The sequence below is a fragment of the Opitutus sp. sgz309028 genome, from assembly GCF_059821195.1.
In genome coordinates this window covers 593,322-617,476 of record NZ_JCAMRR010000002.1, presented here as the reverse complement: position 1 = coordinate 617,476, position 24,155 = coordinate 593,322, and the positions used below count along the sequence as shown (strand labels likewise).

General features: G+C 62.3%; 25 protein-coding genes and 4 tRNA genes. 15 read left to right on the top strand and 14 right to left on the bottom strand.

What is annotated here, in order from left to right:
- Window positions 1–64: 64 nt before the first annotated feature.
- The 7 genes from pheS to AC6RV7_RS08300 all read right to left on the bottom strand — a co-directional run bounded on the left by pheS (window position 65) and on the right by AC6RV7_RS08300 (window position 6,295).
- On the bottom strand, window positions 65–1,108 hold the full coding sequence (gene pheS / locus AC6RV7_RS08330; RefSeq protein WP_500093507.1) for a phenylalanine--tRNA ligase subunit alpha: 1,044 nt from the start codon (window positions 1,106–1,108) through the stop codon (window positions 65–67).
- A gap of 186 nt (window positions 1,109–1,294) precedes the next feature.
- Complete coding sequence (rplT, locus tag AC6RV7_RS08325; protein WP_500093506.1) at window positions 1,295–1,678, bottom strand: 50S ribosomal protein L20; 384 nt, start codon at window positions 1,676–1,678, stop codon at window positions 1,295–1,297.
- Window positions 1,679–1,766: 88 nt separating this feature from the next.
- A complete protein-coding gene (rpmI, locus tag AC6RV7_RS08320; protein ID WP_500093505.1) occupies window positions 1,767–1,961 on the bottom strand; it encodes a 50S ribosomal protein L35 in 195 nt (64 codons plus the stop codon).
- Between the two features lie 80 nt (window positions 1,962–2,041).
- Window positions 2,042–2,464 (bottom strand): DUF5069 domain-containing protein, encoded by a 423-nt coding sequence (locus AC6RV7_RS08315; RefSeq protein ID WP_500093504.1) that lies wholly within the window; start codon window positions 2,462–2,464, stop codon window positions 2,042–2,044.
- 116 nt (window positions 2,465–2,580) lie between these two features.
- Window positions 2,581–3,888, bottom strand: coding sequence for a bifunctional folylpolyglutamate synthase/dihydrofolate synthase (locus tag AC6RV7_RS08310; protein WP_500093503.1), 1,308 nt, complete (start codon window positions 3,886–3,888; stop codon window positions 2,581–2,583).
- A 13-nt stretch (window positions 3,889–3,901) separates the two neighbouring features.
- Window positions 3,902–4,798 (bottom strand): aminotransferase class IV, encoded by an 897-nt coding sequence (locus AC6RV7_RS08305; protein WP_500093502.1) that lies wholly within the window; start codon window positions 4,796–4,798, stop codon window positions 3,902–3,904.
- Between the two features lie 3 nt (window positions 4,799–4,801).
- Window positions 4,802–6,295 (bottom strand): anthranilate synthase component I family protein, encoded by a 1,494-nt coding sequence (locus tag AC6RV7_RS08300; RefSeq protein WP_500093501.1) that lies wholly within the window; start codon window positions 6,293–6,295, stop codon window positions 4,802–4,804.
- 164 nt (window positions 6,296–6,459) lie between these two features.
- Between AC6RV7_RS08300 and folP the strand changes: the two genes are divergently transcribed.
- The 14 genes from folP (at window position 6,460) to AC6RV7_RS08230 (ending at window position 14,349) form a co-directional block, all read left to right on the top strand.
- On the top strand, window positions 6,460–7,287 hold the full coding sequence (folP, locus tag AC6RV7_RS08295) for a dihydropteroate synthase (RefSeq protein ID WP_500094194.1): 828 nt from the start codon (window positions 6,460–6,462) through the stop codon (window positions 7,285–7,287).
- A gap of 3 nt (window positions 7,288–7,290) precedes the next feature.
- Complete coding sequence (gene folB, locus AC6RV7_RS08290) at window positions 7,291–7,665, top strand: dihydroneopterin aldolase (protein ID WP_500093500.1); 375 nt, start codon at window positions 7,291–7,293, stop codon at window positions 7,663–7,665.
- 16 nt (window positions 7,666–7,681) lie between these two features.
- Complete coding sequence (gene folK / locus AC6RV7_RS08285) at window positions 7,682–8,179, top strand: 2-amino-4-hydroxy-6-hydroxymethyldihydropteridine diphosphokinase (protein ID WP_500093499.1); 498 nt, start codon at window positions 7,682–7,684, stop codon at window positions 8,177–8,179.
- Between the two features lie 164 nt (window positions 8,180–8,343).
- Window positions 8,344–8,418 (top strand) — tRNA-Lys (locus tag AC6RV7_RS08280).
- Between the two features lie 85 nt (window positions 8,419–8,503).
- Window positions 8,504–8,578, top strand: a tRNA-Thr gene (locus AC6RV7_RS08275).
- Between the two features lie 39 nt (window positions 8,579–8,617).
- A tRNA-Gln gene (locus AC6RV7_RS08270) sits at window positions 8,618–8,691 on the top strand.
- A 455-nt stretch (window positions 8,692–9,146) separates the two neighbouring features.
- Window positions 9,147–9,800, top strand: a complete 654-nt coding sequence (locus AC6RV7_RS08265) for a MotA/TolQ/ExbB proton channel family protein (RefSeq protein ID WP_500093498.1) — start codon at window positions 9,147–9,149, stop codon at window positions 9,798–9,800.
- Window positions 9,801–9,845: 45 nt separating this feature from the next.
- Window positions 9,846–10,283 (top strand): ExbD/TolR family protein, encoded by a 438-nt coding sequence (locus tag AC6RV7_RS08260; protein WP_500093497.1) that lies wholly within the window; start codon window positions 9,846–9,848, stop codon window positions 10,281–10,283.
- A gap of 53 nt (window positions 10,284–10,336) precedes the next feature.
- The gene (locus AC6RV7_RS08255; RefSeq protein ID WP_500093496.1) at window positions 10,337–10,774 is read left to right on the top strand and encodes an ExbD/TolR family protein; all 438 of its coding nucleotides are present in this window, start codon (window positions 10,337–10,339) and stop codon (window positions 10,772–10,774) included.
- 21 nt (window positions 10,775–10,795) lie between these two features.
- Complete coding sequence (locus AC6RV7_RS08250) at window positions 10,796–11,455, top strand: energy transducer TonB (protein WP_500093495.1); 660 nt, start codon at window positions 10,796–10,798, stop codon at window positions 11,453–11,455.
- An 83-nt stretch (window positions 11,456–11,538) separates the two neighbouring features.
- Window positions 11,539–12,879, top strand: a complete 1,341-nt coding sequence (locus AC6RV7_RS08245; protein WP_500093494.1) for a tetratricopeptide repeat protein — start codon at window positions 11,539–11,541, stop codon at window positions 12,877–12,879.
- 16 nt (window positions 12,880–12,895) lie between these two features.
- Window positions 12,896–13,438, top strand: coding sequence for a hypothetical protein (locus AC6RV7_RS08240; RefSeq protein WP_500093493.1), 543 nt, complete (start codon window positions 12,896–12,898; stop codon window positions 13,436–13,438).
- Between the two features lie 12 nt (window positions 13,439–13,450).
- Window positions 13,451–13,984, top strand: coding sequence for a hypothetical protein (locus AC6RV7_RS08235; RefSeq protein WP_500093492.1), 534 nt, complete (start codon window positions 13,451–13,453; stop codon window positions 13,982–13,984).
- A gap of 288 nt (window positions 13,985–14,272) precedes the next feature.
- A tRNA-Pro gene (locus AC6RV7_RS08230) sits at window positions 14,273–14,349 on the top strand.
- Window positions 14,350–14,419: 70 nt separating this feature from the next.
- Here AC6RV7_RS08230 and AC6RV7_RS08225 read toward each other — a convergent pair.
- Complete coding sequence (locus tag AC6RV7_RS08225) at window positions 14,420–15,262, bottom strand: MBL fold metallo-hydrolase (protein ID WP_500093491.1); 843 nt, start codon at window positions 15,260–15,262, stop codon at window positions 14,420–14,422.
- A gap of 80 nt (window positions 15,263–15,342) precedes the next feature.
- On the opposite strand from AC6RV7_RS08225, the gene pyrE reads away from it, so the two are divergent.
- Window positions 15,343–15,912, top strand: coding sequence for an orotate phosphoribosyltransferase (gene pyrE / locus AC6RV7_RS08220; RefSeq protein WP_500093490.1), 570 nt, complete (start codon window positions 15,343–15,345; stop codon window positions 15,910–15,912).
- 45 nt (window positions 15,913–15,957) lie between these two features.
- On the opposite strand, the gene AC6RV7_RS08215 is transcribed toward pyrE, so the two are convergent.
- From AC6RV7_RS08215 to dnaB, 6 genes are all read right to left on the bottom strand, one after another.
- Window positions 15,958–17,373, bottom strand: coding sequence for a Do family serine endopeptidase (locus AC6RV7_RS08215; RefSeq protein WP_500093489.1), 1,416 nt, complete (start codon window positions 17,371–17,373; stop codon window positions 15,958–15,960).
- 98 nt (window positions 17,374–17,471) lie between these two features.
- Entirely contained in the window at window positions 17,472–18,422 is a 951-nt protein-coding gene (locus AC6RV7_RS08210; RefSeq protein WP_500093488.1) for a ribose-phosphate diphosphokinase, read from the bottom strand.
- 27 nt (window positions 18,423–18,449) lie between these two features.
- The gene (lpxD, locus tag AC6RV7_RS08205; protein WP_500093487.1) at window positions 18,450–19,493 is read right to left on the bottom strand and encodes a UDP-3-O-(3-hydroxymyristoyl)glucosamine N-acyltransferase; all 1,044 of its coding nucleotides are present in this window, start codon (window positions 19,491–19,493) and stop codon (window positions 18,450–18,452) included.
- Between the two features lie 128 nt (window positions 19,494–19,621).
- Complete coding sequence (locus tag AC6RV7_RS08200) at window positions 19,622–20,284, bottom strand: OmpH/Skp family outer membrane protein (protein WP_500093486.1); 663 nt, start codon at window positions 20,282–20,284, stop codon at window positions 19,622–19,624.
- Between the two features lie 60 nt (window positions 20,285–20,344).
- The gene (gene bamA / locus AC6RV7_RS08195) at window positions 20,345–22,618 is read right to left on the bottom strand and encodes an outer membrane protein assembly factor BamA (protein WP_500093485.1); all 2,274 of its coding nucleotides are present in this window, start codon (window positions 22,616–22,618) and stop codon (window positions 20,345–20,347) included.
- Between the two features lie 67 nt (window positions 22,619–22,685).
- Window positions 22,686–24,080 (bottom strand): replicative DNA helicase, encoded by a 1,395-nt coding sequence (dnaB, locus tag AC6RV7_RS08190; RefSeq protein WP_500093484.1) that lies wholly within the window; start codon window positions 24,078–24,080, stop codon window positions 22,686–22,688.
- Window positions 24,081–24,155 lie beyond the last annotated feature (75 nt).

Sequence of the window (24,155 nt, the reverse complement as noted above, 5' to 3'; positions counted from 1 at the left end):
GTAGCGAGTAGGTCCGGGCGGTGAGCAATGCTCGCTACTCACTACCCGCTACTCACTACTGGCATCAGGCGAATTGTTTCAGGAAGCGGAGGTCGTTCTGGTAGAAATAACGGATGTCATCGATGCCGTAGAGCAGCATCGCGAGGCGCTCGAGGCCCATGCCGAACGCGTAGCCGGTCCAGACTTCGGGGTCATAGCCGACGGCTTCGAACACGGTCGGATCGACCATCCCGCAACCGCCGATCTCGATCCATTCCTTCTTCACCTTCGGGAGGTGTTTTGCACTCAGGTCCACTTCGAAGCTCGGCTCGGTGTAGCCGAAATAGTGCGGACGAAAACGCGTCTTCGTGTCCTTGCCGAGCAGCGAGGCGAAGATGTAGTCGAGCAGCGCCTTCAGGTCGCGAACGGTGACGTTCTTGTCGACGTAGAGGCACTCGAGTTGGTGGAAGTTCGCCGAGTGCGTGGCGTCGGTGGTGTCGCGACGATAAACGCGTCCCGGCGAAACGATGCGGATCGGCGGCTCGCCTTTCAGCATCGTGCGGATCTGCACGGACGAGGTGTGCGTGCGGAGGAGATACTTTTCGTCGGGGTTCTTCTTGGAGACGTTGCCGAAGCGGGCGCCGGCCGGGAAATAGAACGTGTCCTGGGCGTCGCGCGCGGGATGATCCGCGGGGGTGTTGAGCGCGTCGAAACAGTAATATTCCGTTTCGACTTCGGGGCCGTCGGCGACGGTGAAACCGACTTTCCGCAGGATGCGGCACATCTCCTCGCGCACGAGCGTGAGCGGATGATACGTGCCGGGGCCGGCGTCGGGCGACGGCAGCGTGGGATCGATCGCGGGGCCGAGCTGCGCCTGAAGTTCGAGCGCCTCGATGCTGCGGAGGGCATCATCGAGCAGCGCCTGGACGCGACCCTTGGTCTCGTTGATGAGCTTGCCGAGCGCGGGGCGTTGTTCCTTCGGCACGGCGCCCATTTGCTTCATGAGCGCGGTGAGTTCGCCGTTGGGGCCGACGTAGCGGGCCTTGGCGGCTTCGAACTCGGGTCGCGTTTTCAGCGCGGCGAGTTCGGGCTGCGCCTTGGCGACGAGGGCGGAAAGTTGGTCTTGCATGGAGAGGAACGAGTTTGGCGGACCGGACGCCGGGAAGACACGGAAAAACCGAGGCGATGACGAACTGGAGTTTCCGGGAGGCGAGTTCTCCGGGGACAAAAAAACGAAGGACGGCGCCTCGGGTGAGGCCCGTCCTCCGGGAGAGACAGGGAGGCGAGCCTTTGCCGGGCTCGCGTTGGGATGAGTTTAGGCCTTCTTCGCGGAAGCGGCCTTGGTCTTCAACGCGTCCTGGGCTTGTTTCACCAGGGCGTTAAAGGCGACCTCATCGCGGATCGCGAGGTCGCTGAGGACCTTGCGGTCGAGGCCGATGTTGGCGGCCTTCAGACCTTCGATGAAGCGGCTGTAGCTGATGCCGGCATTGCGGCAGGCGGCGTTGAGACGCACGATCCAGAGACCGCGGAAATCGCCCTTCTTCTTGCGGCGATCGCGGTAGGCATATTGCCAGGCGTGCTGGACCGCGTCTTTCGCGTAGCGGAACAGCTTCGATTTGTTGCCGAAATAGCCCTTGGCGTATTTCAGCACTTTCTTGCGACGCTTACGCGACGCGGGGGAGTTCGTTGCACGAGCCATGTTGGTTTATTCCTTTTATAGGTTAGTCGCCGGCGGGTCGGCTTAAGGATCACCCGCCAGGCGAAATTACAGTTGGGATGCCCGGGCTTTAGAGGCCGAACGGCAGCGCACGCTTGAGCGGCGCGGCGTGGCCTTCAGCCACCAGCTTGTCACGCGAGGCTCGACGCTTTTGCTTCGAGCTCTTCGTGGCCAGCAAGTGACGGAAGCCGGGCGTGCGGCGCACAAGCTTGCCCTTGGCGGTCAGCTTGAAGCGCTTGGCGATGGACTTCTTGGTCTTTTGCATGGAGAGAGCGGTCGAAAACAGAGAACGGCCCCGCTGGTGTAAAGGGTAAACTTCACCGCGGCGCGCCGTTCCTCTCCACCTTACGGCTTCCGGCCTTCGTCCACTTCCATGTATTCGAAGATCGTCGTGATATCGGCACGATCGGACAGACCCGAACCGGCCTTGAACTTTTCCAACACCGGCGTCGCCGAGTCGTTCTGGCCGCGTTTGCAGGCGAAATCGTTCCAGATCACGAGCACATTGTCGGTCAGGGGACGTCCATTCGCGATGCAATAAGCCACGCACTCGTCGTCGCTCGCACCGGCGCGCACAACTTCGACGAACTTCGCATAATCCAGCCCGAGGAAATCCATCAGCCGGGCGTCGAAGCCCTTGCCCATCATCTCGTGGAAATCGGGGCGAAGCTCGCCTGAGCGCTTCAACCGAATCTTGTCGATGGTGCGGCCGAGAAAAACCAGGCCGCCCAGCTTCTCGTAGGGACTGCGGGGAGTCTTTTGCTGCATAGGCGCGGAGTTAACGAGGAAGTCGCCAACAAGGTCAAAAGCGCTCAGCCGCTTATAACCACACAGTGGGCCCGATAAGCCTCGGCACGCTGTCCTCCCCACCCTTCTGCCCGCGCTCAAAAATCCTGCAAACGCGCCTCGTTGGGTCCACGCGTCGGCTCGATCCGCGCCAGCACCTCGCCGGCGAGATAGACCGAGCCCGCCACCACGACGGTGTCGCCCGGCGAGCCGAGATTGCAAACATCCGGCGCAGGAAACAGCTGATCCACCGAACTCCGGCAGACGCGTCCGCCAAACGACGGTTCGACCAGCGCCTGCAATTCCTCGAACCGGCACGCCCGGCTTTGCGCGGGCACCACGAAATGAATTTCCCGCGCGTGACGGCAAAACACGGGCACCAGCGCCTTCGCGCGAGAGAGCCCGAGAATTCCGCCGACCACGATCGGCGCGCGACCCGCCGCCCGCAACCGGGCGAGATTGGCATCGAGCACCTCGGCGCCTTCGGAGTTGTGAGACGTATCCAAAATGACGCGACGCCGGCCGACGACGAACTCCTGCCAGCGCGCCGGCCAGTCGACCTGGCGCAACGCCTGCGCGATTCCGTCTGCATTCAATCGCCAGCGCGACGACAGCGCCCGCGCGGCGATCGTGGCCGTCGCCGCATTCCAGCGCTGATAATCGCCGGCGAGATTCGTTTCGGGATAGGGCGAAAGTTCCGTCCCGAATTCCTGGCAAACGGACAGGATCGGCGCGTCCCGCGACCCGGCGATTTCGCGAACCTGCGCCTCGGCCTCCGCAGGCAGGCGGCCGATCGCCACCGGCCGGCCCGCCTTGATGATCCCCGCCTTCTCGGTCGCGATGTCCGTCAGGGTCGCCCCGAGGATGTCGCAGTGATCGTAGCCGATCGAGGTGATCACGCTCACCTCCGGGGTCACAATGTTCGTGGCGTCAAGCCGTCCGCCGAGTCCGACCTCGAGCACCGCGATGTCGCATCGCTGTCGCGCAAAGTGCAGGAAGGCCATCGCGGTCATGAACTCGAAATAGCTCGGGTGCTCGTCCGCCCCGAGCGCCTGCTCGCGCACGTCCGCCACCGCGCGCATTTCCCCGACGTAGCCGGCGATCTCGGCATCGCTGAGCGGATGGCGGTTGACCTGGATGCGCTCGCCGAGACGCACGAGATGCGGCGAGGTATAGAGGCCGGTCTTCCAGCCAGCGTGCCGGAGGATAGACTCGAGCATCGCCGCAACCGAGCCCTTGCCATTCGTGCCCGCAATATGGATACACGGCACCTGCGTCTGCGGATCGCCCAGCGCTTCTGCGAACCGCTGCATCCGGCCAAGGCCCAGCGTCACGCCGCGCTTTTTCAACCCGAGCAGATACTCGCGGGCGGCGGCATAAGAGGGCGACACGGCGGAGCTCGACATGACGCGAAACCAATCAGCTTCGGGTCGTGGCGGCGAGCGCTTCGATCCATTGCCGCCGCAGCGAAACCACCAGCGGATGCAATGAGGACGCCAGCGGGCCCGCGGCCAGCCGATCGGCGGTGTCCCAGATCGTCCGCACCGGCGTGATGCCGCGAACGGAATTCAACACCAACACGGCCTCTGCCTTGATCAACTGCTCGAAGGTGGCCCGCGCCGACGCCGCCGGAATCCCGAGCTGGCGCACCCAGGCGAGGCAGGTGCCGTCGAGCGCGCCGAGCGCGAATTCGGGGAAACGAAGTTGTCCGTCTTCGATCCACGCCACGTTCTGACGGGGCGTCTCGACCACGAATCGCGTCGGCTGGGTATCCGCGAATGACCAAGGTTCGCGCGACAAAAACAAACCTTCGTCGCTCGGATCCACCGCGCGCTTCTGCAATTCGCGCGCGCCGAGCAGCGCGTTGAAATAGCTGCAGCTTTTCGGCCGGGGAATCCACTCGCCGCTGTCGCGCGGCAGGTTCAGCACGCGCAACGCGATCCCGTCGCTCGGCGCAGGCGGCGGCAGCGGGCGAAACGACAGCAGCTCCGCTGGCGCGCCCGTAACCGTGTAACGAAACACACCGTCCGTCGCGCCGTGCAGCGCCAGCAGCTGGCTCACCACCTCGCGCAGCCGCGACGGATCGTGCGCGAGAAAGTGCAGCGGCAAGGCGATCTGAGCGATTTCGCAACTCCGCGCCAGTCGCGCGCTATTGAAATCCCAATGATGCGGTTTTCCACCGCTGGTCCGGAACGTTTCGAAAAAGCCAAATCCGTGCAGCGTCGCCGGATCGTCGACCGGCAGCGCCGCCTCGGCGGCGGGCACGATGCGGCCGTTCAGATAAACCGGTCGGGACGTTCGGGCGGAAGTCGACATGTTTCAGGTACGGTAGGCGGCTTCCGCCGCGGCGAGTGCGACCCAGAGAGCCTGTGCTTTTCGCTCGGATTCGTCGAGTTCGCGGGCTGGTTGCGAATCGGCCACCACGCCCGCGCCAGCCTGCACGTGTGCCACGCCCGCCTGCACGAGCATCGAGCGAATCACAATGTTGAGTTCCATCTCGCCGGCATAGCTGATCCAGCCGAGCGAACCGGTGTAGAAGCCCCGCCCCACCGGTTCGAGCTCCTCGATGATTTCCATCGTGCGGATCTTCGGGCAGCCCGTGATCGTGCCGCCGGGAAACATCGCTTGAAACACATCGCGCCACGTGCGCCCCGCCGCCAGTCGCCCTTCGACTTGCGAGACGATGTGCATGACATGCGAGTAATGCTCGAGCACCATGAACTCCGGCACGTGCACGCTGCCGTATTCCGCGACCCGCCCGATATCGTTGCGGATGAGATCAACGAGCATCAGATGCTCCGCGCGTTCCTTCTCGCTCGCGAGGAGTTCGGCGGAGAAATGCGCGTCGCTCGCGCCGGCGGCATGACCGCGTGGACGCGTGCCTGCGATCGGGCGCGAGCTCACGATGCCGTTTTCCAATTTCACCAACAACTCGGGCGAGCCACAGACGAGCGAAAACTCCGGCAGCTGCAGCAATCCCATGTAGGGCGACGGATTCACGCGACGCAGCGCTTCATAGATCCGCAACGGCGGCAGTGCCACCGCGCGGCTCGTCCGTCGCGAGAGATTGACCTGATACGTGTGCCCCGCGGCGATGTAGTCGTGCACCCGCCGCGCGGCGGACTCGAATTCCGCCGCCGTCATCGAGGGTGGCAAACTCGCGCGGTTTTCGGCCGCAGCCGGTGGTTGCGGAGATCGGGAAGAAGCGGGGTTCATCGCACGCGCCGTCGTCCAGCGCGCGAGTGCGTGCCGCGCGTGTGCCTCGGCCCGCGCAAACTCGTCCGCCAGCCGGTGCGCGGTCACGACGTCACGCCACACCACGACGTGCAGCACACGGTCACGGTGATCGAAAACGAACAACTCCCGCGCTTCGATCAGTGCATAAAGCGGCACGGACGAATCGCGCCGCGCCATTTCCGGCAGCCGCTCCCAGGTGCGAACCAGGTCGTAGCCGAACGCCCCGATCAAGCCGCCCGCCATTGTGGGCAACTGCGGCGTCGCCGGCACGCGGCACGCGGAGAGCAGCGTTTGCAGGATTTCGAGCGGCGCGCCGCGGCGCCGCTCGCGCCACTCGACGCCGTCGCCCGAGCGGATCTCCGCGCCTTCGGCGTCGCCCACAATCAGCCGATGGGGGCGATCGCACAGATAAGAAAAGCGTCCCGCCTGTGCACTTTCCAAGAGGACGAACGGCGCCGCCTCGTTCGATGGCAAATTTTCCGGCAGCGATTCGTTCGGGAGTGTAAGCGCGAACGGCAACAGCGTGCAGCCCTCGCGCTGCCAAGCCTGCCAGTGTTCGAAGCCGATCGACGCCATCCGGCGAACCTTTCCCGCGCCCCGCCCGGCGTCACGACGATTCCGTGACATCGCACGGTTTCGGATGGAAAGCCGACGCGGTTCGCGCTGAGTTCGGCATTATGGATTACTGGCAAAGTCCGCACGGCCGCGCCCTGCCCCCGATCGGGCGGCGCACCTTGATCATGGGCGTGCTGAATGTGACACCGGACTCGTTTTCCGATGGCGGCGCCCTCGCCGAGCCCTCTGCGGTGGTGGAGCGCGCCGGCCGGATGATCGCCGACGGCGCCGATATCCTCGACCTCGGTGGAGAATCCACCCGCCCGGGCGCACAACCGGTCGGCGTGGTGCAGGAATTGGCGCGCGTGCTACCGGCGTTGGCTGCGCTGCGGGATGCGTTTCCAGAGATTCCCATTTCAATCGACACCTACAAGGCGGAGGTGGCTCAGGCCGCCATCCGCGCCGGCGCCGATATCGTCAATGACATTTGGGGCCTGCTGCACGGTGTGAGCAGCGAGCAACGCGCAGCGTGGCGGGCGGCTGGCGCGAGGCCGACCCGCATGGCTGAGGTGGCCGCGACGGCGAAATGCCCGGTGATCCTGATGCACAATCGACCGAACCGGAACTACGGCGACTTCATGGCCGACGTGCTGGACGATTTGAAGCTGAGCCTTGCGGTCGCGCAGGCGGCCGGCATCGCATCGGCCCAACTCTGGCTGGATCCGGGCTTCGGCTTTGCGAAAAACGCTTCGCAAAACCTCGCCGTGCTCCGCGATCTCCACCGCTTGGTGGCGCTGGGCCGGCCGGTGCTCGTCGGCACTTCGCGAAAATCCACGCTTGGCACAGTGCTCGGCACCACGGTCGGCGATCGGCTCGAAGGCGGTGGTGCGACCGTCGTGTGGGCCATCCAGCAAGGCTGCCACATGGTGCGCGTTCACGATGTCCGGGAAATGGCTCGCTTTGCGCGCATGGCGGACGCGATTAAAGCGGGGCTGGATTTTCCCTCCGCGTGATTCATGGACAAACTCATCCTTCGCGAACTGCACTTTGTGGCCCGCCACGGCATTCTGCCGGTCGAGCGGGAAACGAGCCAGCACTTCTCCACGACGCTGGAACTGGAGCTCCCGCTGGCGCCGGCAGGCCAGTCGGACCGGCTGGACCAGACGATCGATTATTGCGCGGTGCAGGAAGTGGTCCGTTCCATTATTGAAGGCTCGCACCGGAAACTGATCGAGACCCTGGCCGAAACTGTCGCGGACGAACTGTTGCGACGCTTCCCGCTGCTGGTCGCCGTGACGGTGGAAATCCTGAAACCGCGTCCGCCGGTTGACTTTCAATTCGCCGGCGTGGCCGTGCGGATCCGCCGCGAACGCCGACCGACCGACTGCTAGGCTTCTCCGAATAGAAATGGAAGCGATGCGACAGGCGTTCGTCGGCGCCGGTGCCAACCTGGGCGACCGTGAAGCGACGCTGCGCGAGACGATCGCCCGCTTGGAAAAAACGTCCGGCGTGCGGCGCGTGGTCTGTTCGTCGTTTTACGAGACCGCGCCAATCGGTTTCACGGAGCAGCCGCCGTTCTTGAATTTGGTGGCGGGCCTCGAGACCTCGCTCGAGCCCGACGCGTTGCTGACGGTCCTGCAACAGCTCGAGCGGGAGTTTGGTCGCGAACGGTTTCAACGCTGGGGTCCGCGCACGCTCGACTTGGACCTGCTCGCCTTCGAGGGCGTGACGCGCTCCGATGCAACGCTCTGTTTGCCGCACCCGCGCATGTTCGAGCGGGCCTTTGTGCTAGTGCCGCTGGCCGAAGTGCTGGCGCAGCCGGTTTTCCGCACCCCTCGCTGGGACGAGCTGCGCGAACGGGTCAGAAGCGCGCGGGGCGTGGGCGACGTGCGTCGCTGGCCTTGAGGTCGCACCTTTTCAGGTATAAAATTGTGTCGTTGAAGGGATCGCGTCGCGCGCGGTGTTGACCTGAATTTTTGACGAACGAAAGGAGGAGCGATCGATCACGTAATTTTGCCCAGATCGCAGTTGACAACGGGGTCCGCTGTGTGAGTTTTTTCGCCCCTTTCGGCTTCCTAGCTCAATGGTAGAGCAGCTGACTCTTAATCAGTAGGTTCGGGGTTCGAGTCCCCGGGGAGCCACCAGCTTTTCCCTTCTTCGCGGAGGTGAAGGGCCGGCCGCGGCGGTTGTTTCTCAGTCAATCTTGGCAAGCGCTGCGAAATTTTTCGCGCCGGCGTAGCTCAACGGTAGAGCACCTGTTTTGTAAACAGGCGGTTGCGGGTTCGAATCCCATCGCCGGCTCCACCTTTGGGTTGATTAGCAACAGCGCTCGTCGTTTTCCACTGCCTGGTGGTGTAATGGTAGCACAGCAGATTCTGACTCTGCTTGTCTAGGTTCGAGTCCTAGCCGGGCAGCCAAACGAGACAGCCAAGATTGCGGAGATTCCTTCCCGGCGGAACCGATGCCCCGCAGATCGCACTAGAGGAGGAGCGAGGAGAGAGCCCCCATCACGCGACCCGCGTTCTGCACAACGCTAGCGATCATGTTCTGGTGCCCATATTTTGGCGTTTCTTGCGCATGAAATAATTTCGCCACGAAGGAAGTTGACACCCCATATTCGTTGACGCCTAGTTCGCGTCCCCGACCCTTTATCCCGGAGTTTTTCGTTCAGCGATCATGCTGATTTTTCCCTCACCCCTCCCGCACTGCGGCTGTTCCGAACCCGACAAAAATTCGGCAGGCATTTTGCTACTTTCGGCGCACGAAATTGAATGTTTTCGGCCGCAGCTCGTCTATGTATGACCCGGCCTAGCCGGAGTCCCGAAAGTTACCTCTGTAATTTTATCCTTATCAACTCTCCCATCCTATGATCATGCAAAGCCTCCCCCTCGCGTTCCTGCTCGGTGACATGACCTTGTTGGAACTCTTCCATGCCGGCGGTCCCATCATGTGGCCGATTCTCCTGGTGTCGTTCCTCGGCGTCACCGTCGTCGTCGAGCGCATGCTGTTCATCCTGCGCGAGAACAGCCACCGCGAGCCGGAAGTGGTCGAGAAGATGCTCGAGAGCGTCGAGAAGCGCGACATCGAAGGCGCGCTTGCGATCGGCCGCCAGAGCAAGGACTTCGTGGCCCGCATCCTGGTCTACAGTCTCACGAACAAGGAATACTCGATGCACAACGCGTTCATCCGCGCCTCGAGTCAGGAGCTCGCCCGCTTCCAGCAAGGTATGGCTACGCTGGATACGGTCATCACGGCCGCTCCTCTCCTCGGTCTGCTCGGCACCGTCACGGGCATGATGCGCACGTTCGGTAACATGACCGGCGACATCAGCACGGCGGCCGGCCAGATCACGGGCGGTGTCGCCGAGGCGCTCATCGCGACCGCCTGCGGTCTCGCGATCGCCATCTGCGCCCTCCTCCCCTACAACTATCTCAACGCTCGCACCGAAGAGGCCAAGCACGAGGTCGCCGACGCGTCGAATGCGCTCGAGATCCTCGTCAAGAAGTCGGAAAGCTTCACCAGCTAAGAAAACGCTGGCTGCTTCGTTTAAAGAACAGAGCCCCTTTATCACATGGCCGGATCATCTGGTGGCACAGGCCCAGGCGGCGCCAAAAAGGCGCGCATCGAAATCATTCCACTGATCGATGTTATCTTCTTTCTGCTCGCGACCTTCGTCTTGTTCACGCTCTCGCTGAACAAGTCGGAGGGCCTGGCCGGCGTCACCCTGCCGCAGTCCGACACCGGCGAGACGCGGGATCCGAGCAACTCCGTCACGATCAGCGTGACGCAGGAAGGCGCGATCGGCTGGAACAAGGAACCGGTGACGCTCGACGATTTTCTCGCGCGTCTCCGGACCTACTATAACAGCAATCCGGAAGGCCGGATTCTGATCAATGGCGACAGCGACGCTCTGTTCAGCCAGGCGATCTACGTCTTCGACGAAGTGCGCAAAGCCGGCTTCCAAAAGGTGCTGATTGAAACGCGACTGAAGGCCCCCGGCTCGAGCTGAGCCGATCCCAGGCCTTTCACGTCCTCACCCATCCTTTAGTTTCTCGAATCAAAATGGCCGGCGCCGTTCCCAAAATCACTGACGAAGTCAAAAAGAAGGCACGTATCGAGATCATCCCGCTGATCGACGTTATCTTCTTCCTTCTGGCGACGTTCGTTTTGTTCACTCTCTCGCTCAACAAGATCGAGTCCGTTCCCGTCAATCTGCCGGTCGCATCGAACCAACCCGCTTCCAAGGCGGACCTCGATGAGACGGTGACATTGCAGGTTTCCGACCAGGGCACTTGTTACTGGAACAAGGAACTGATCAACCTGAGTGAGATTGCGCCGCGTCTGCAGCAGTACAAGACGCAAGTCCCCAATCCTCGCGTGCTGATCGCCGGCGACGACAAGGCCAAGTTCGGCATCACGGTGCAGGCCTTGGACGAAGTGCGGAAGGCCGGTATCGACCAGGTCTCCGTGGAAACTCGGGTGCGCGCCACCGGCCGCTAACCCCTCACGCTTTTACAAAACATGCGTCGCGATCTTATCATCGGCATTCTCGTCTCCATTGCTCTACACGGCGGTGCCGTGTGGCTGGGAGAGCTCGGCAAGTCCGGTCCCAAACAACACGTCGTCGAGGAGCCCGAGCCGACCATTCAATTGATGGAGATGCCCAAACTCGAGCCGGAAGAGCCCGAGGTGGTGGAGTCTTCGGATGAGCCCGCACCGGCCGTGGACTTTGCTCCTCCGATGCAGACGGACGTCCCCCAGGTGGTTCAGCTCGACTCCTTCGTGCAGCCCGTGCAGCCGCCGCCGCCGGAAGGCCTGAAGCCGAACGTCGGCTTGATCAGCATCCCCCAAGGCTCGCGCACCGGCGGTTTGGGCAAGGGCATCGAGATTTTTGACCCGTCCAAGCTGGATCAACAGCCGCAGGTTCGGGCCCGCGTCCCTCCCCAATATCCTTTCGAAATGCGCCGCGCCGGCATCACCGGCGAGGTCTTGGTCGAGTTCATCGTGGACGCCAACGGCGATGTGCGAAACGCCTTCGCGGTGCGCTCTTCCCAGCGTGAATTCGAAGCCGCGGCCATCCAAGCCGTGAGCAAGTGGAAGTTCCGCCCCGGTCGTAAAGGCGGCCGCGCGGTCAACACCCGCATGCAGCAGCCCATCTCGTTCAGCCTGGCTGAAGATTAATTCCCAACGTGACTTTGTCCTCCCTCCCCTCCTTCCCCCGCCTCAGCCGCGCGCTCGTAGCGCGCCTGGCTCTGGCCTGCGCCTTGGCATTTCCCCTCGCGGGCCGCGCTGCCGAAGAACGTCAGCACGAACTCGAGGAACGGACCTCCACGGAACTGCAGAAACTCACGCCGCTGACGGACGCCAAAAATTGGGACGGCGCACTCGCCCTCATTCAAGGACTCAAGGCCAAGGTCGGAGCCGATAGCTACGACATGGCCATCCTGACCGATATCGAGGCGAAGATTTATCTGCAGAAAAGCGATTACGCAAAGGCCATTGGACCTTGGGAAGCCGCCCTGCGTCTCAGCGACGCGCGCAATTATTTCAACAAGAACACCACCCAGGAGATCGTCTACTTCCTCTCACAGATTTATTATCAGGAAGCGACCACCACCAAGGACAAGGCCGCCCAGCGGCAGGCGTTCGACAAGGCGATCGGCTACCTCGACCGCTGGATGAAGAACACCGACAAGCCCGACCGCGATCAGTCGCGTCAGGAAGCGCAGCTCTTCTACGCCAACGTCCTCTACAATCTCGCGGTTCTCGATCCGGATCACGTCAATCAGGACCTCCTGAAACGGGCCGAGACCGAAGCGGAGAAAGGTCTCCGGATGGCGCCGAAGCCTCGCGACACCCTGTATCTCATCCTTCTCGCCATCGCCCAGCAGCAGAACGATTACGTGCGCCTTGCGGAACTGCTGGAGCTGCTTGTCGAACAGACTCCCGCCAAGAAGGATTACTGGTCCCAGCTCGGCGGCGTTTACCTGACCCTGGCTGGTCAGGAAAAAGACGAACGTAAGGCTCGTGAGTATAATATCCGCGCCATCATTGCGATCGAGCGCGCCCAGGCGCTCGGCTACATGAAGACCCCGAAGGAGAATTACACCCTCGTGGGCATTTACTTCAATGTCGGCCAATTCGGTCGTGCGACCGAAATCCTTCACGCCGGCCTGCGCGACGGATCGATCGAGAACGACATCAAGAACTGGGAACTCCTCGCCTACTCCTATCAGCAAGTCGACCGGCCCTTCCAAGCCATCGATGCTTTGAAAGAAGGCTCGGCGAAGTTCCCCGAGTCAGGCCAGCTCGATTATCAGGCCGCCCAAATCTACTACTCGCTCAACAAACCGGAGGAATCTTACAAGGCGCTCGAGCGTGCGACCCAGAAAGGCCACCTCGACAAGCCCGGTTCGGTTAATGGCTTCAAGGCCTACGTCGCGTGGGAACTCGGTAAGCTCGAAGAAGCCCTCGACGCCATCAACAAGGCCCTCGCCAGTCCCGATGCGAAAAACGACACCCAGTTGCCGACGCTCAAACAAGCGATCGAGGAAAAACTCCGCGAGCGCGAGCACGCGGTGAATGGAGCCACCGCCAGCCTCTGACCCCTTTCACTCACCCATGAAGAAGACCTACATTTACTTCCTTGTCCCCGTACTCGGGTTGATCGCCTTCGGCGCCGTGTATTGGAATTTCAGCGCCCAGTTCGCGGAAAAGGAAGCGGCTGCGAAGGCTGCCGTCCGCAAGGCCAAGGAGGAGAAACTCGCCAAGGAAGCCAAGGATCGCGAGCAGGCCATCAAGGACGCCCTCGCCGCGCAAGAGCGCCGCAAGGCCGAAAGAGCCGCCAAGGAAGCGAAAGACAAAGCCGATCAGGAAGCTCGTCAGCTCGCCGTCGAAGCGCGTGAACGTGCCTATCGCGAGAAGCAGAAACTTGCCCAGCAGCTCGAGCGCTTGGAGAAAGACGTCAAGACGGAGAAGGATGCGATCGCCAAGTTGCAGGAGGAGCGGAAACGGGCCGCGGAAGAAGAAGAGTTCCTCAAAACTTACGTGCGCCAAGCCCAGGCCAATACGAAAAGCCTGCAGGATGTGCTGCAGAAGATCGTCGCCGCCGATGCCGCCCGGGCCGCTGCCGAAGCCGCCGCTGCCAAGTCCAAGAACTCCTAAGACCTACCCAGCATGAAAAAATGGATGTATTTGATTTCTGTCGGCAGCATGCTGGCAGTGTTCATGTTCTTCTACTTCGCGTTTCTTGAAGAAACCGAGGTGAAGGAGAAGCAGCGCGCCGAACAAGTGGCCCGCGAGCGCAAGGCTGAGGACGAACGCAAAGCGGCGATCGAAGCCAAAGCCCGCGAAGACGCCGAGCGCCGGGCGGCTGAACGCGCCGCCGCAGAGGCCAAAAAGGAAGCCGACCGGATCGCCAAGTGGGAGTCGGAAAGTCGCAAGATTCAGGAAGCGACCGACGAGTACAACAGCGATGCCGACAAGCTCTCGAAGCGCATCTCGCAATTGGACATCGATCTCAACGCCCTTCGCGCTGAGAAGGAGAAACTCAATCGTGAAGCCTTTGACTTTGCGAAGCAGGTCGAGCAGGCCCGGATCGAAAAGCGGAATGCCGAACTCGAGATTCAGCGGATGACCGACATGATCGCCAAGAAGGCCGCGGACAGTTCCATGACGCGCGCTCCCGCGGTCCCCGCTCCCCGTTCCTGATTTCTCTCCGAGACTTCATTTGACCAAGCCCGAGGCCATTGCCTCGGGCTTTTTTATTCCGTTCCGGTCAGCGCGTTCGACCGCTCCGTCCCGCCACCCGGTTTCCGAACCGCTGCACCGACCGAATTCGTCAAGCGCTCGCGGCGTGCACGTGCGCGCCGACACCCGCGCCTCACGAGAGGCTGAGCCAAGATGGACACGAAATGAGGAGAGATTTTGTTTGCTCACGCCCCTGCGCTGGCTTTTCCTCCGCCTTCCTTCGCGTCTTTGTGCGCGAAGCAGAGGTATCGGGGCGTAGCTTAGCCTGGTAGAGCGCTACGTTCGGGACGTAGAGGTCGTGAGTTCGAATCTCACCGCCCCGACCACCTTGAAACGATCCCGGCGGGGATCAAACGACGAACGGATCCGACCACCTTGAAACGATCCCGGCGGGGATCAAACGACGAACGGATTATACCTCAGCTCGTTTTCCGCCGTCGTCATTGGACCATGGCCAGGAGCGATCACCGTGTTGCGCGGAACCGCCTCCAGCATACGCCGCAAATTCGTCACCAGCTGTCTCGGACAGTAGTGAGCGCAGCCGACGGACCCGGCAAAAAACAAATCCCCGGAAATCAAGAGCGCCGGCCCTCCCGTCCTTTTCGCGACCTCGACCAAATAACAATTATGCGCGGACGCATGTCCGGGCGTACTGAAAGCGGTCACGGAAAACGCCGGAAAGTCTTTCCGTTCCCCCTCGCCGATGGGCGCACTGCAGGGAGCCTCCGCGCCCGCCGGGCAATACGCGGCGCGCACGCCAAAACGTTCCACCACGTCGCACAATCCGCCCGCGTGCTCCGTTTCGACATGCGTCAGGAAAACAGCATCGACGGAGCGGATCGACAGCGGCCACACGGCCTCCAGCGCGCAAATGCCCGGGCCGGTGTCAAACAGGACCCCGCGCGACGCCCCCGCTGCCGCCACCAGATACGCGTTGGCCACACCGATCCCGTGTCGCATCCGCAACGGATAAACCACGAACGGCAGCGCCTTCAGGGAAGGCAGCGGATAACGTCCGCACCCGAGAGCGGACAACCCGATTTCGTTGAGTCCAAGCGCCGCCGCCAAACGACACAGTTCCAACCCGGAGAAGTCCGGCCGGTAATTGATCGCATCGAGAATCCGGTTTGTCGATACACCGGCACGCGCCGCCAGCGCCTCTTCGCTAAGGCCCGCGCGACGCATGGCTTTCTCCAGCACATCGCCGAGTTCGTCTTCAAGTGGAACCGGTTCGGACACGGTCCGCGGAGCGTAGAGCGACCGCCGGGCTCAGGCAAAATGTTTTTGTTTTTTCGCCCCGCTCCCCCAGCGTCCCACGCATGGATTCCGTCCAGAAGGAAGTTCTCGAAATCTTCACCCGCACCCGTGCCTTGCAGGAAGGACACTTTGTGCTCCGCTCCGGATTGCACAGCGGGCACTACTTCCAATGCGCCCAGGTTTGCCAGCACCTCGATGCCGTGGAGCGGCTGACCGAGCTGCTGCTGCCCAAGCTGAAGTCGCTTAACTTCACCACCGTGCTCGCGCCGGCGATGGGCGGTCTGGTGATCGGTCAGGAACTCGCCCGCCAGGCGCGGGCTCGCTTCATCTTCGCCGAGAAGGAAAATAACGTCCTCGTGATGCGCCGCGGCTTCGTGCTCGCTCCGGGCGAACGCGTGCTCATCGCGGAGGACGTGGTCACGCGGGGCGGCCGCGTCGTGGAATGCATCGAAATCGTCCGCAAAGCCGGCGGCGTGCCCGTGGGCGTCGCGATGCTCGTCGATCGCAGCGCCGGGTCGGCTCGCTTCGATGTGCCGGCGATCTCACTGCTCGAACTCAGCTTTCCCACCTACCCCGCGGACGCCGTGCCGGAAGCGCTGGCCAGGATCCCTGTGCAAAAGCCAGGGAGCTGAATTTTGAGGCGCGCCTTACCGGCGCGCCTTTTTTTTGGCCGCGCACTACTGAACGTTCACGGTCACGATACGTCCCACGCCACGGTAATAGACAAAGAGCATGTGACGGCCGCGCGTGAGCAACTGGCGCGCTTCGGCGACGGTCTTCACATCCTCGCGATCGATCTGCAGAATCAACAGATCCGGAACCAGCCGGCCCGCGTAGGGCGAACGGTCGTCCACCTTCGTGATTATCAAGCCATCATAACGCGCCGGGATGCCGAGCCGCCGGCGCGATTCGGGCGACAACGGCGCCGCATCGACGCCGTCCAGCAACTCGTTCGGACGCTCGTCCAGTTTGCCGAGCGTCACGTCCAGCACGCGCTCCTTGCCGTCCCGTGAAATCGCCAGCGTCACCTTCGACCCTGGCGCCATCTGCGCGATGTAGACGCGGAGGTCCTGCAAGCCGCCCACGGCCTTGTCGTTGACTCGCAAAATCACATCGCCCAGCTGCAAGCCCGCCTTGTCGGCCGGCGTGTCCGGCGTGACGTCGGTGACCGTAACGCCCTTCGTTTCCCGGGGCAGGCCGAGTGCTTCGGCGTCATCCGGCGTCAATGTCTGCGATTGGACCCCCAGATAACCCCGCGCCACCGAGCCCGTCTCGATCAGGCTGTGCATCACCGCGGCCGCCAAGTTGACGGGCACGGCAAAGCCGATGCCGATGTTGCCTCGCGAGGGAGACAGAATCGCGCTGTTGATTCCGATCAGCCGGCCTTGAGCGTCGATGAGGGCGCCGCCGGAGTTGCCCATGTTGATCGCCGCGTCGGTCTGGATGAACGACTCATACCCGGACACGTCCTCGAGAATGCCGACGCTGCGTCCTTTCGCGGAGACGATGCCCATCGTGACGGTTTGTCCGACGCCGAGGGGATTGCCCACGGCAAAGACCACGTCGCCGACGCGGATCGTGTCACTGTCCGCCAGCGTGAGGACGGGAAGTTTGTCCGCTTCAATCTTGATCACGGCGATGTCCGTTTTCGGATCCGCCCCGATCACCTTCGCCACCAGTTCCCGATCGTCGGTCAACGAAACCTTCAACTCGTCGGCGCCTTCGACGACATGATTATTGGTCAGGATGTAGCCATCCGGCGAAACGATCACGCCGGACCCGAGGCCTTCCTGCTCCTCGCGGCGCTCGCGGTCCGGAATATTCCCGAAAAACTGCCGCAGAAACGGATCGAGCGCGATGCGCTCGCGCACGATCTTCTTGGAATAAACCGAGACGACCGCTTTCTGCGCGCCTTCGATGACATCGGCGTAACTCGCGACCGCCGGCGTTTTCCCGTCGGTCACCCGCGTCGTATCCACCTGCAGCACGGGCCGCTTCGCCTCCGGCGGCGGGGCTTTTGTGCGGGTCGCGGCGTCAACCGCCACGCTGCCGACGAGGAAAGCAAGGACGCAGGAAAAAGCGTGGATCTTCATAAGTGTGCGCGGACAGAGCCATAAACGCGAAAGTTCCCCGGCGCAAACGCCGCGCCGGCTCAGCCCAAACGGAGAGAAACGATCGCCGTATTGCCGACCTAGAAGCCCTTGATCCGAAATAGCCCCGTCACGCTCTCGTTGCTGTTTATACGGATGATCGCCTGGCCCAGCAGCTTGGCGATGCTGAGCACGGTGATCGGCAATCCGCGGGGCTCGATCGGCGTCGAATTCGTAGTGATCAGTTCGTCAATCAAGCCGGATTTCAGCCGCTCGATCGCCACCTCGTTCAAGATGCAGTGACTCACCGCGGCGGTGATGTTCACCGCTCCGTGATCGCGGAGGATCCTGGCGGCGGCCGTCAGGGTTCCCGCCGTCTCCGTGATGTCGTCGACGAGCAGCACGTCACAGCCGGCCACCTCGCCCACCACGCTCATTGCTTCGACCGTAGTCGCGCTCTTTCGTTTCTTGGCGACCAGCCCCAGCGCCGCTCCCAACACATCCGCATACGCGGCCGCCATTTTCATGCCACCGACATCGGGCGAGCAAACGACGAGGGTGCGCTCGGCCTTGCGCTTCGCGAAGTGCTCGAAAAACACCGGCGAGGCGTAGAGATGATCGACCGGAATGTCGAAGAAGCCCTGGATCTGCTGGCTGTGCAGGTCCATCGTGAGGATCCGCGTCGCGCCCGCGGCGACCAGCAGGTTGGCCACGAGCTTGGCGGTGATCGGCACGCGGGGCTGGTCCTTGCGATCCTGCCTGGCGTATCCATAAAATGGTAACACCGCCGTGATCCGCGCGGCCGATGCGCGGCGCGCCGCATCGATCATGATCAGCAGCTCCATCAGGTGATGGTTCGTCGGCGGGCAGGTCGACTGGATGATGAAGACGTCGTGGCCGCGGATGTTCTCGTTGATCTTCACGAACGATTCGCCGTCCGGGAAGCTCGTGACCGTCGCCTCGCCCAGCGGCATGCCGATGGTGCGGCAAATTTCTTCCGCCAGAGCGCGGTTCGAGTTGCCAGAGAAGATTTTCAGCCGCGATTCGCTCATGGGCCGGCCATCTTGCCGGCCGCCGCTTCAGGAGGAAGACTTTTTTAGCTGAGTCTCCAGCGCGTCCACCCTTTTGAAAAGGTCTGGCAGGCGCTGGTGCAGCACGGCCAGCCGGCGTTCCAACGAATAGGGCACCGCGGGCGTGCCGTTTACCGTCAGGCCAGGCGCGATATTCGAGGACAGGCCCGCCTGCCCGCCGGCCTTGACGCCCTTGCCGATCGTGATGTGGCCGGCAACTCCGACCTGCCCGCCGAGGACGACATAGTCCTCCACCGTCGTGCTGCCGGAAATACCGACCTGCGCACAGAGGAGGCAGTGCCGGCCGACGATCACGTTGTGGCCAACCTGGACGAGATTGTCGATTTTCGTGCCCTCGCCGATCATGGTGCGGCTGAAACGGGCGCGATCGATGGCCGAGTTCGCGCCCACTTCGACGTCGTCGCCAAGGACGACAAGCCCCACCTGCGGCACCTTCTCGTGCCGACCGGCAACGAATTCGTAGCCGAAACCGTCGGCCCCGATCACCACCCCCGGATGCAACCGGACGCGCTCACCGAGCACACAGTAGGACTGCACCACCACACCGGGCATGAGCCAGCAGTCCGCGCCGATGCGCACGTCGTGACCGACGAATACATGCGCCTGCAAGTGGCAGCGTTCGCCGATCTCCACTCCTGCTTCGATCACACAGAGCGGACCGACCGTCGCCGTATCCGGAATCCGCACGCCGGGAGCGATGACCGCGGTCGGATGGATGCCCGGAGTCGGGCGCGGCCAGAGCATCTGCTCAATCCGGCTGCACAAGCGGGCAAGCGCGACCGAGGGATTCTCGACGAGCAGGAACAGCTGGCCCGCTTGCGGTTCGCCCTCGTAATCGAGCGGAAGGAGAACAACCGACGCGTGCGTCGTCGCGACTTCGCTCTTGTATTTGGCATTGCCCAAGAACGAGAGATCGCCGGGGCCGGCCGCGCTCAACGCGGCGATGCCGCGGATCGCCACGGCGGTGTCACCTCGCTTCTGCCGAGGTTGGACAATCGCCTCCAGTTCCGTCGCCGTGAGGGAAAGCTGCATGGCGCGAAGCGTGGGAATTTCGATGGCCGGCGCAATGCAGCAGAACGGGCGCGCCGGGTTCGATCGGGGAAGACAAAAAAAGCCCTGCCGGAGAGGCAGGGCTTTCGAAATGGGAAAAGCGGGACCGCTTATTTCTTCGGGGTAACGCCCGGAACGGTAATCTTCGGCGAGTCCGAGCTCTCGTTCGCTTTCGGCGCCGCCGCGGGAGCGGACGAAGACGACGAGGAGGAGGCCGCCGGGCGGTCCTTGTTGATCTCCTTGGCGACGTCGTCGGTGATGTCGTAGGCGGGGTCGGTGTAGAGGAAATTGGAAACGCCGATGAGCGACGGGCCGGACTTGTCGATCAGGATGGTGGCGCCCTTGCGCTTGGCGAGGTCGACCGCGATTTTGCTGATCTCCTCGATCATCAGGCTGCGGAAGGTCTGCATGCGCTGCTGGAGGGAGTTGCGGGTGTTGACTTGGAAGCTTTGCACTTCCTGCTGCTTGTGCTGGATCTGCTCGAGCATCCGCTGCGCTTCGGTCTGCGCCTTCGACTTGGCCTCAGCGGTCGCCGCGGGGTTGTTCGACTGATCGGCGAGCTCCTTGTATTTTTCGACGAGGCTGTTGCCCTCCTTGTTGAGCTTATCGAGCTCTTCCTGCGCCTTCTGCTCGTCCGTGCGCAATTTGGCCTGCTGCTCTTCGGTCTTGTAGTGGTTGTCGAAGAGCTTGGCCATATCGACAACAAAGATCTTGGGCGCCGGCTGGGCTTGCGCGAACAGTGCCGTTGCGCTGAAGGCCGCCAGGGCGATCAAGGAGTGGATGGTTTTTTTCATGGATAGGTTGATTGGGGAAGAACGGTCAGGAAAAAGGAATCAGTAGCGCGTGCCAAAGGAAAAGTTGAATTGATTTCCCTGGCGCGCGGCCTTGTCGCTGGTGAGCGGAATGCCGAAATCGAGGCTCAACGGCGAGCCGGCCACGAAGAGGCGCAGGCCGAAGCCGAAGTTGTCGGTGAACTGCGTCGGCGCGAAATCGTAGGCGCCCGTGTTCACGAAGCCGGCGTCGTAGAAGATCGCGAAACGAATCGGGCTGACGATATCCAGCGAGTATTCGGCGCTGAAGAACGCGTAGCTCTTGCCGCCGATCACCTCGCCAAACTGGTCGCGCGGCGCCACCTCGCGGTATTCGTAGCCGCGCAACGTGGTGGGGCCGCCGAGATAAAAGCGCTTGTAGGGCGCCACCGTTTTGCTGTCGCCGTAGTTGTCGATGACGCCCACGCGACCGAGCAGGCTCAGCACCTGCGCCTGGGTCTCGAACACCGGAAAATACTGCGCGCCGCGGACTTCCCACAGGTAGAAACTATCCTGGCCGCCGAGCGGACCGCCGGCCACCGCGGTGTTCAGCTCGATACGGTTGCCGCGGGTGGTGTTGATGATCTTGTCGCGGGTGTCGCGCAGGAGCGAAAACCCGACTTGGGAAACAGGATTGTCGCCCTCGAGTCCGCGCAGGATGGGCGAGGCACTCGGCGACACGTTTTCGATCGAGATCACCGTGTAGCTGTAAGACAGGCGGCCTTCAAACAAACCGAAGAGGCGCTTGCGGAGGTACACCTCACCGCCGGTGTCGATTTCCGTATAGAACGTGCTGTTGTATTCGGAACTGGTGCGGAACAGGTTGAAGCCCAGCGCGAGCTGCTGTTCGAAGAGCCAGGGCTCTTCAAAGGACATCGAGACTTCGCTCGAGAGGGAGCCGAGCGAAAGTTTGAGGCGGAACTTCTGGCCGTCGCCTTGGAACAACGAGCGGCGGTTGAACAGGTCGAAATTGCCCTGCGAAATCTCCGCGAACACCGTCGCGCGCTCGAGCGAACTGAAACCCGCGCCGAACGATAGATTGCCCGTGCGGCCTTCCTGGACGGCGATGCGCAGATTGCGACGGCCGGGAATGTTCGTCTCCTGCGGGGTCACGCTCACATCCTCGAAGAAGCGTGTATTCTCGAGGCGCAGCTTGCTGATCTTCATCCGGACCGTGTCGAAGACATCGCCCGGGCCCATCACAAGTTCGCGCACGATGACGGTGCTCTTGGTCTTGGTGTTGCCCTCGATCACGAGCGACTCGACGTGGAACTTCTCGCTCTCCTCGACATTGTATTCGATGTCGATGTCGCCGGTGGCGATGTTCGGTTTGCGGATCAGCCGCACGCGCGTGTCGAGATAGCCGTCGTGACCGTAGAAGTCCTCGAGGCGCTCGATATCCTTGTCCAGCTTCGAGGGCGTGAAGACCATGCCCGTGCGCTGGAGGATGACGCGGCGGAGAATCGAGGTCGGATGGAGCTTGTTCCCGGTGAACGTGATCTCGCCGATCTTGTAGCGACGGCCTTCCTGAATGCCGATGGTGATGACGAGGCGGTTCGGTTTCGGATAATCGAATACGACGCGCTCCGGTGGAATCTCGACGTCCAGGTAACCCTGTTCGCGATAATATTCCCGCAGCTTTTCGAGATCGTCCTCGAACTCGTCGTCCTTCAGGCGACCGCTGCCGAGCAGCCAGGAAAACATCCACCATTTCTTCGTTTCCATCTCCTTGCGGAGCCGGCGCGGTTTGACGTGGTCGTTGCCCGTGAAACGCACTTCGGCGATCTTCACCCGCTCGCCTTCCTTGATCTTGAAAATGACCGTGCCGAAGCTCGTCGCGCGATCGCGTTCGATCGAATAGCTGACGGCAACCTGGTTGTAGCCGGCCTTCTGGTAATACTCGCGAATCTTTTCCGCGTCCTCCTTCACCTGGCGCTCGTCGAGCGCGATGTTGGGCCGGGTCTTCACCTCTTTTTCCAGCCGGCGCGACTTCACCTTCTGATTGCCCTCGAACCGGATCGAGAGCACCCGGTATTTCGGCGTCACTTCGACCACGAGGTTGAACACCCGGTCGCTCACCTGCTCGCGCTTGATCTCGATGAACTCGAAGAGACCCGTGCGATACAGCGAGCGGATGTCGCGATCGAGCATCGCATCATCGAGCTCGCCGCCCTCGCGCACCTGCATGTTCGCGCGAACGACCTGTTCGTTGACGATCGCCGTGCCGACGAATTTCACCGTGATCGTGCCGACCCGGTAACCCGGATCCTGCCCCCGCGAGCCAGCCTGAGCCCGCACTGAGACCCCGCTTACGACCAGCAACGAAAAAAGAACAAAAAGGAGGCCTGCGACCCGGCTAAGCGGGTTACTGTGTGAAGTTTTCAAAGCGGGTAATGTCTCGAAGAAACGTAAGCTTCAAATCTCCTACCGGGCCGTTTCGTTGCTTGGCAACGATTAACTCGGCTGAGTCCGCGGCGACTTGGAACTTCTCGTCGGCATCTTTCGGTCGGGCCAGCATCAGAACCACGTCAGCGTCTTGCTCGATGGATCCGGATTCACGCAGGTCGGCAAGTTTCGGAGTACGGTTTTCCTTTTCGGAGGAGCGGTTGAGCTGGGATAATACAAGCACCGGCACGTTCAGTTCCTTCGCGAGGGCCTTTAATCCGCGCGACGCTTCCGCGACCTGCTGTTCGCGGGGGATCTTCGCATCCGTCGGGCTCATCAATTGCAGGTAATCGACCATTACGAAGCCGAGCGGCGTGCGGGCATGAATGCGGCGCGCCTTCGCACGCAGCTGCATGATCGAGATCGCGCTGGAGTCGTCGATGAAGATGGGCGCCTTCGAAAACTCGTCCGCCGCCGCGACCAGGCGGTTCTGCTCCTCGCCGTTCTTCGACAGCAAGCCGTCGCGCAGCAGCTTCATATTCACCCGCGCCCGCGAGCAAAGCATGCGCAGCGCGAGCTGCGACGCGCTCATTTCGAGCGAGAAGATCAACACGGCCGCCGGGTCCCCGCGCTTCGGCATCGCCGCGGCCTCCGCGAAGTTCAGCGCCAGCGAGGTCTTTCCCATCGAAGGACGCGCCGCGAGGATGATCATTTCCTGACGCTGAAAGCCCCACAGCAGCGCATCGAGGTCCTTGAAGCCCGACGTCACACCCGTCATCTCGCCGCGCTTCATCATCATCTTCGTGATGACGTTCATCGCCTCGCGCGTCGGCTCGCGCATCTGCTTCGCGCTCTCGCTCACGCGATTCTGCGTGACCGAGAACAGCTTCACCTCCACCTGGTCGACGAATTCGTCGATCCCGCCGGAAAAATTATAACAATCCTCCACCGCGCTCGTGCCCGCACGGATGATCTCGCGCAACAGCGCCAGCTCGCGGACCTTCTCGATGAAATAGCCCGCCTGCGCCGTCGTCGGGATCCGGCTGCTCACCTGCATCAGGAACGCGTATCCGCCGACCTGATCCAGCAGCTTCGCCGTCTTCAACTCCTCCGCGACCACCGACACGTCGATCGGCGTCTGGCGGTTGTAGAGATCGAGCAATCGCTCGTAGATGATTCCGTGCGCCGGGAGATAAAACGACTCCGGCTTGATCCGGGCCTCGAGACAGCGCGAGACGACGTCGGCTCCGTCGAGCAGGCAGCAGGACAACAGATACTCTTCCGCTTCGATGCTGTGCGGCAGAGCCCGGCCTCCGGACGCCATCGGCGTCGAGCCGTCACCCCGGCGAAAAGGAATGGTCGCTTCTTCAGACATGGAGAGCAGGCCAGTGAGAGGCCCCGCCGCGCGCCCCGCAACACGAGGTTGTCAACAATCGCTTCACGAGAACAA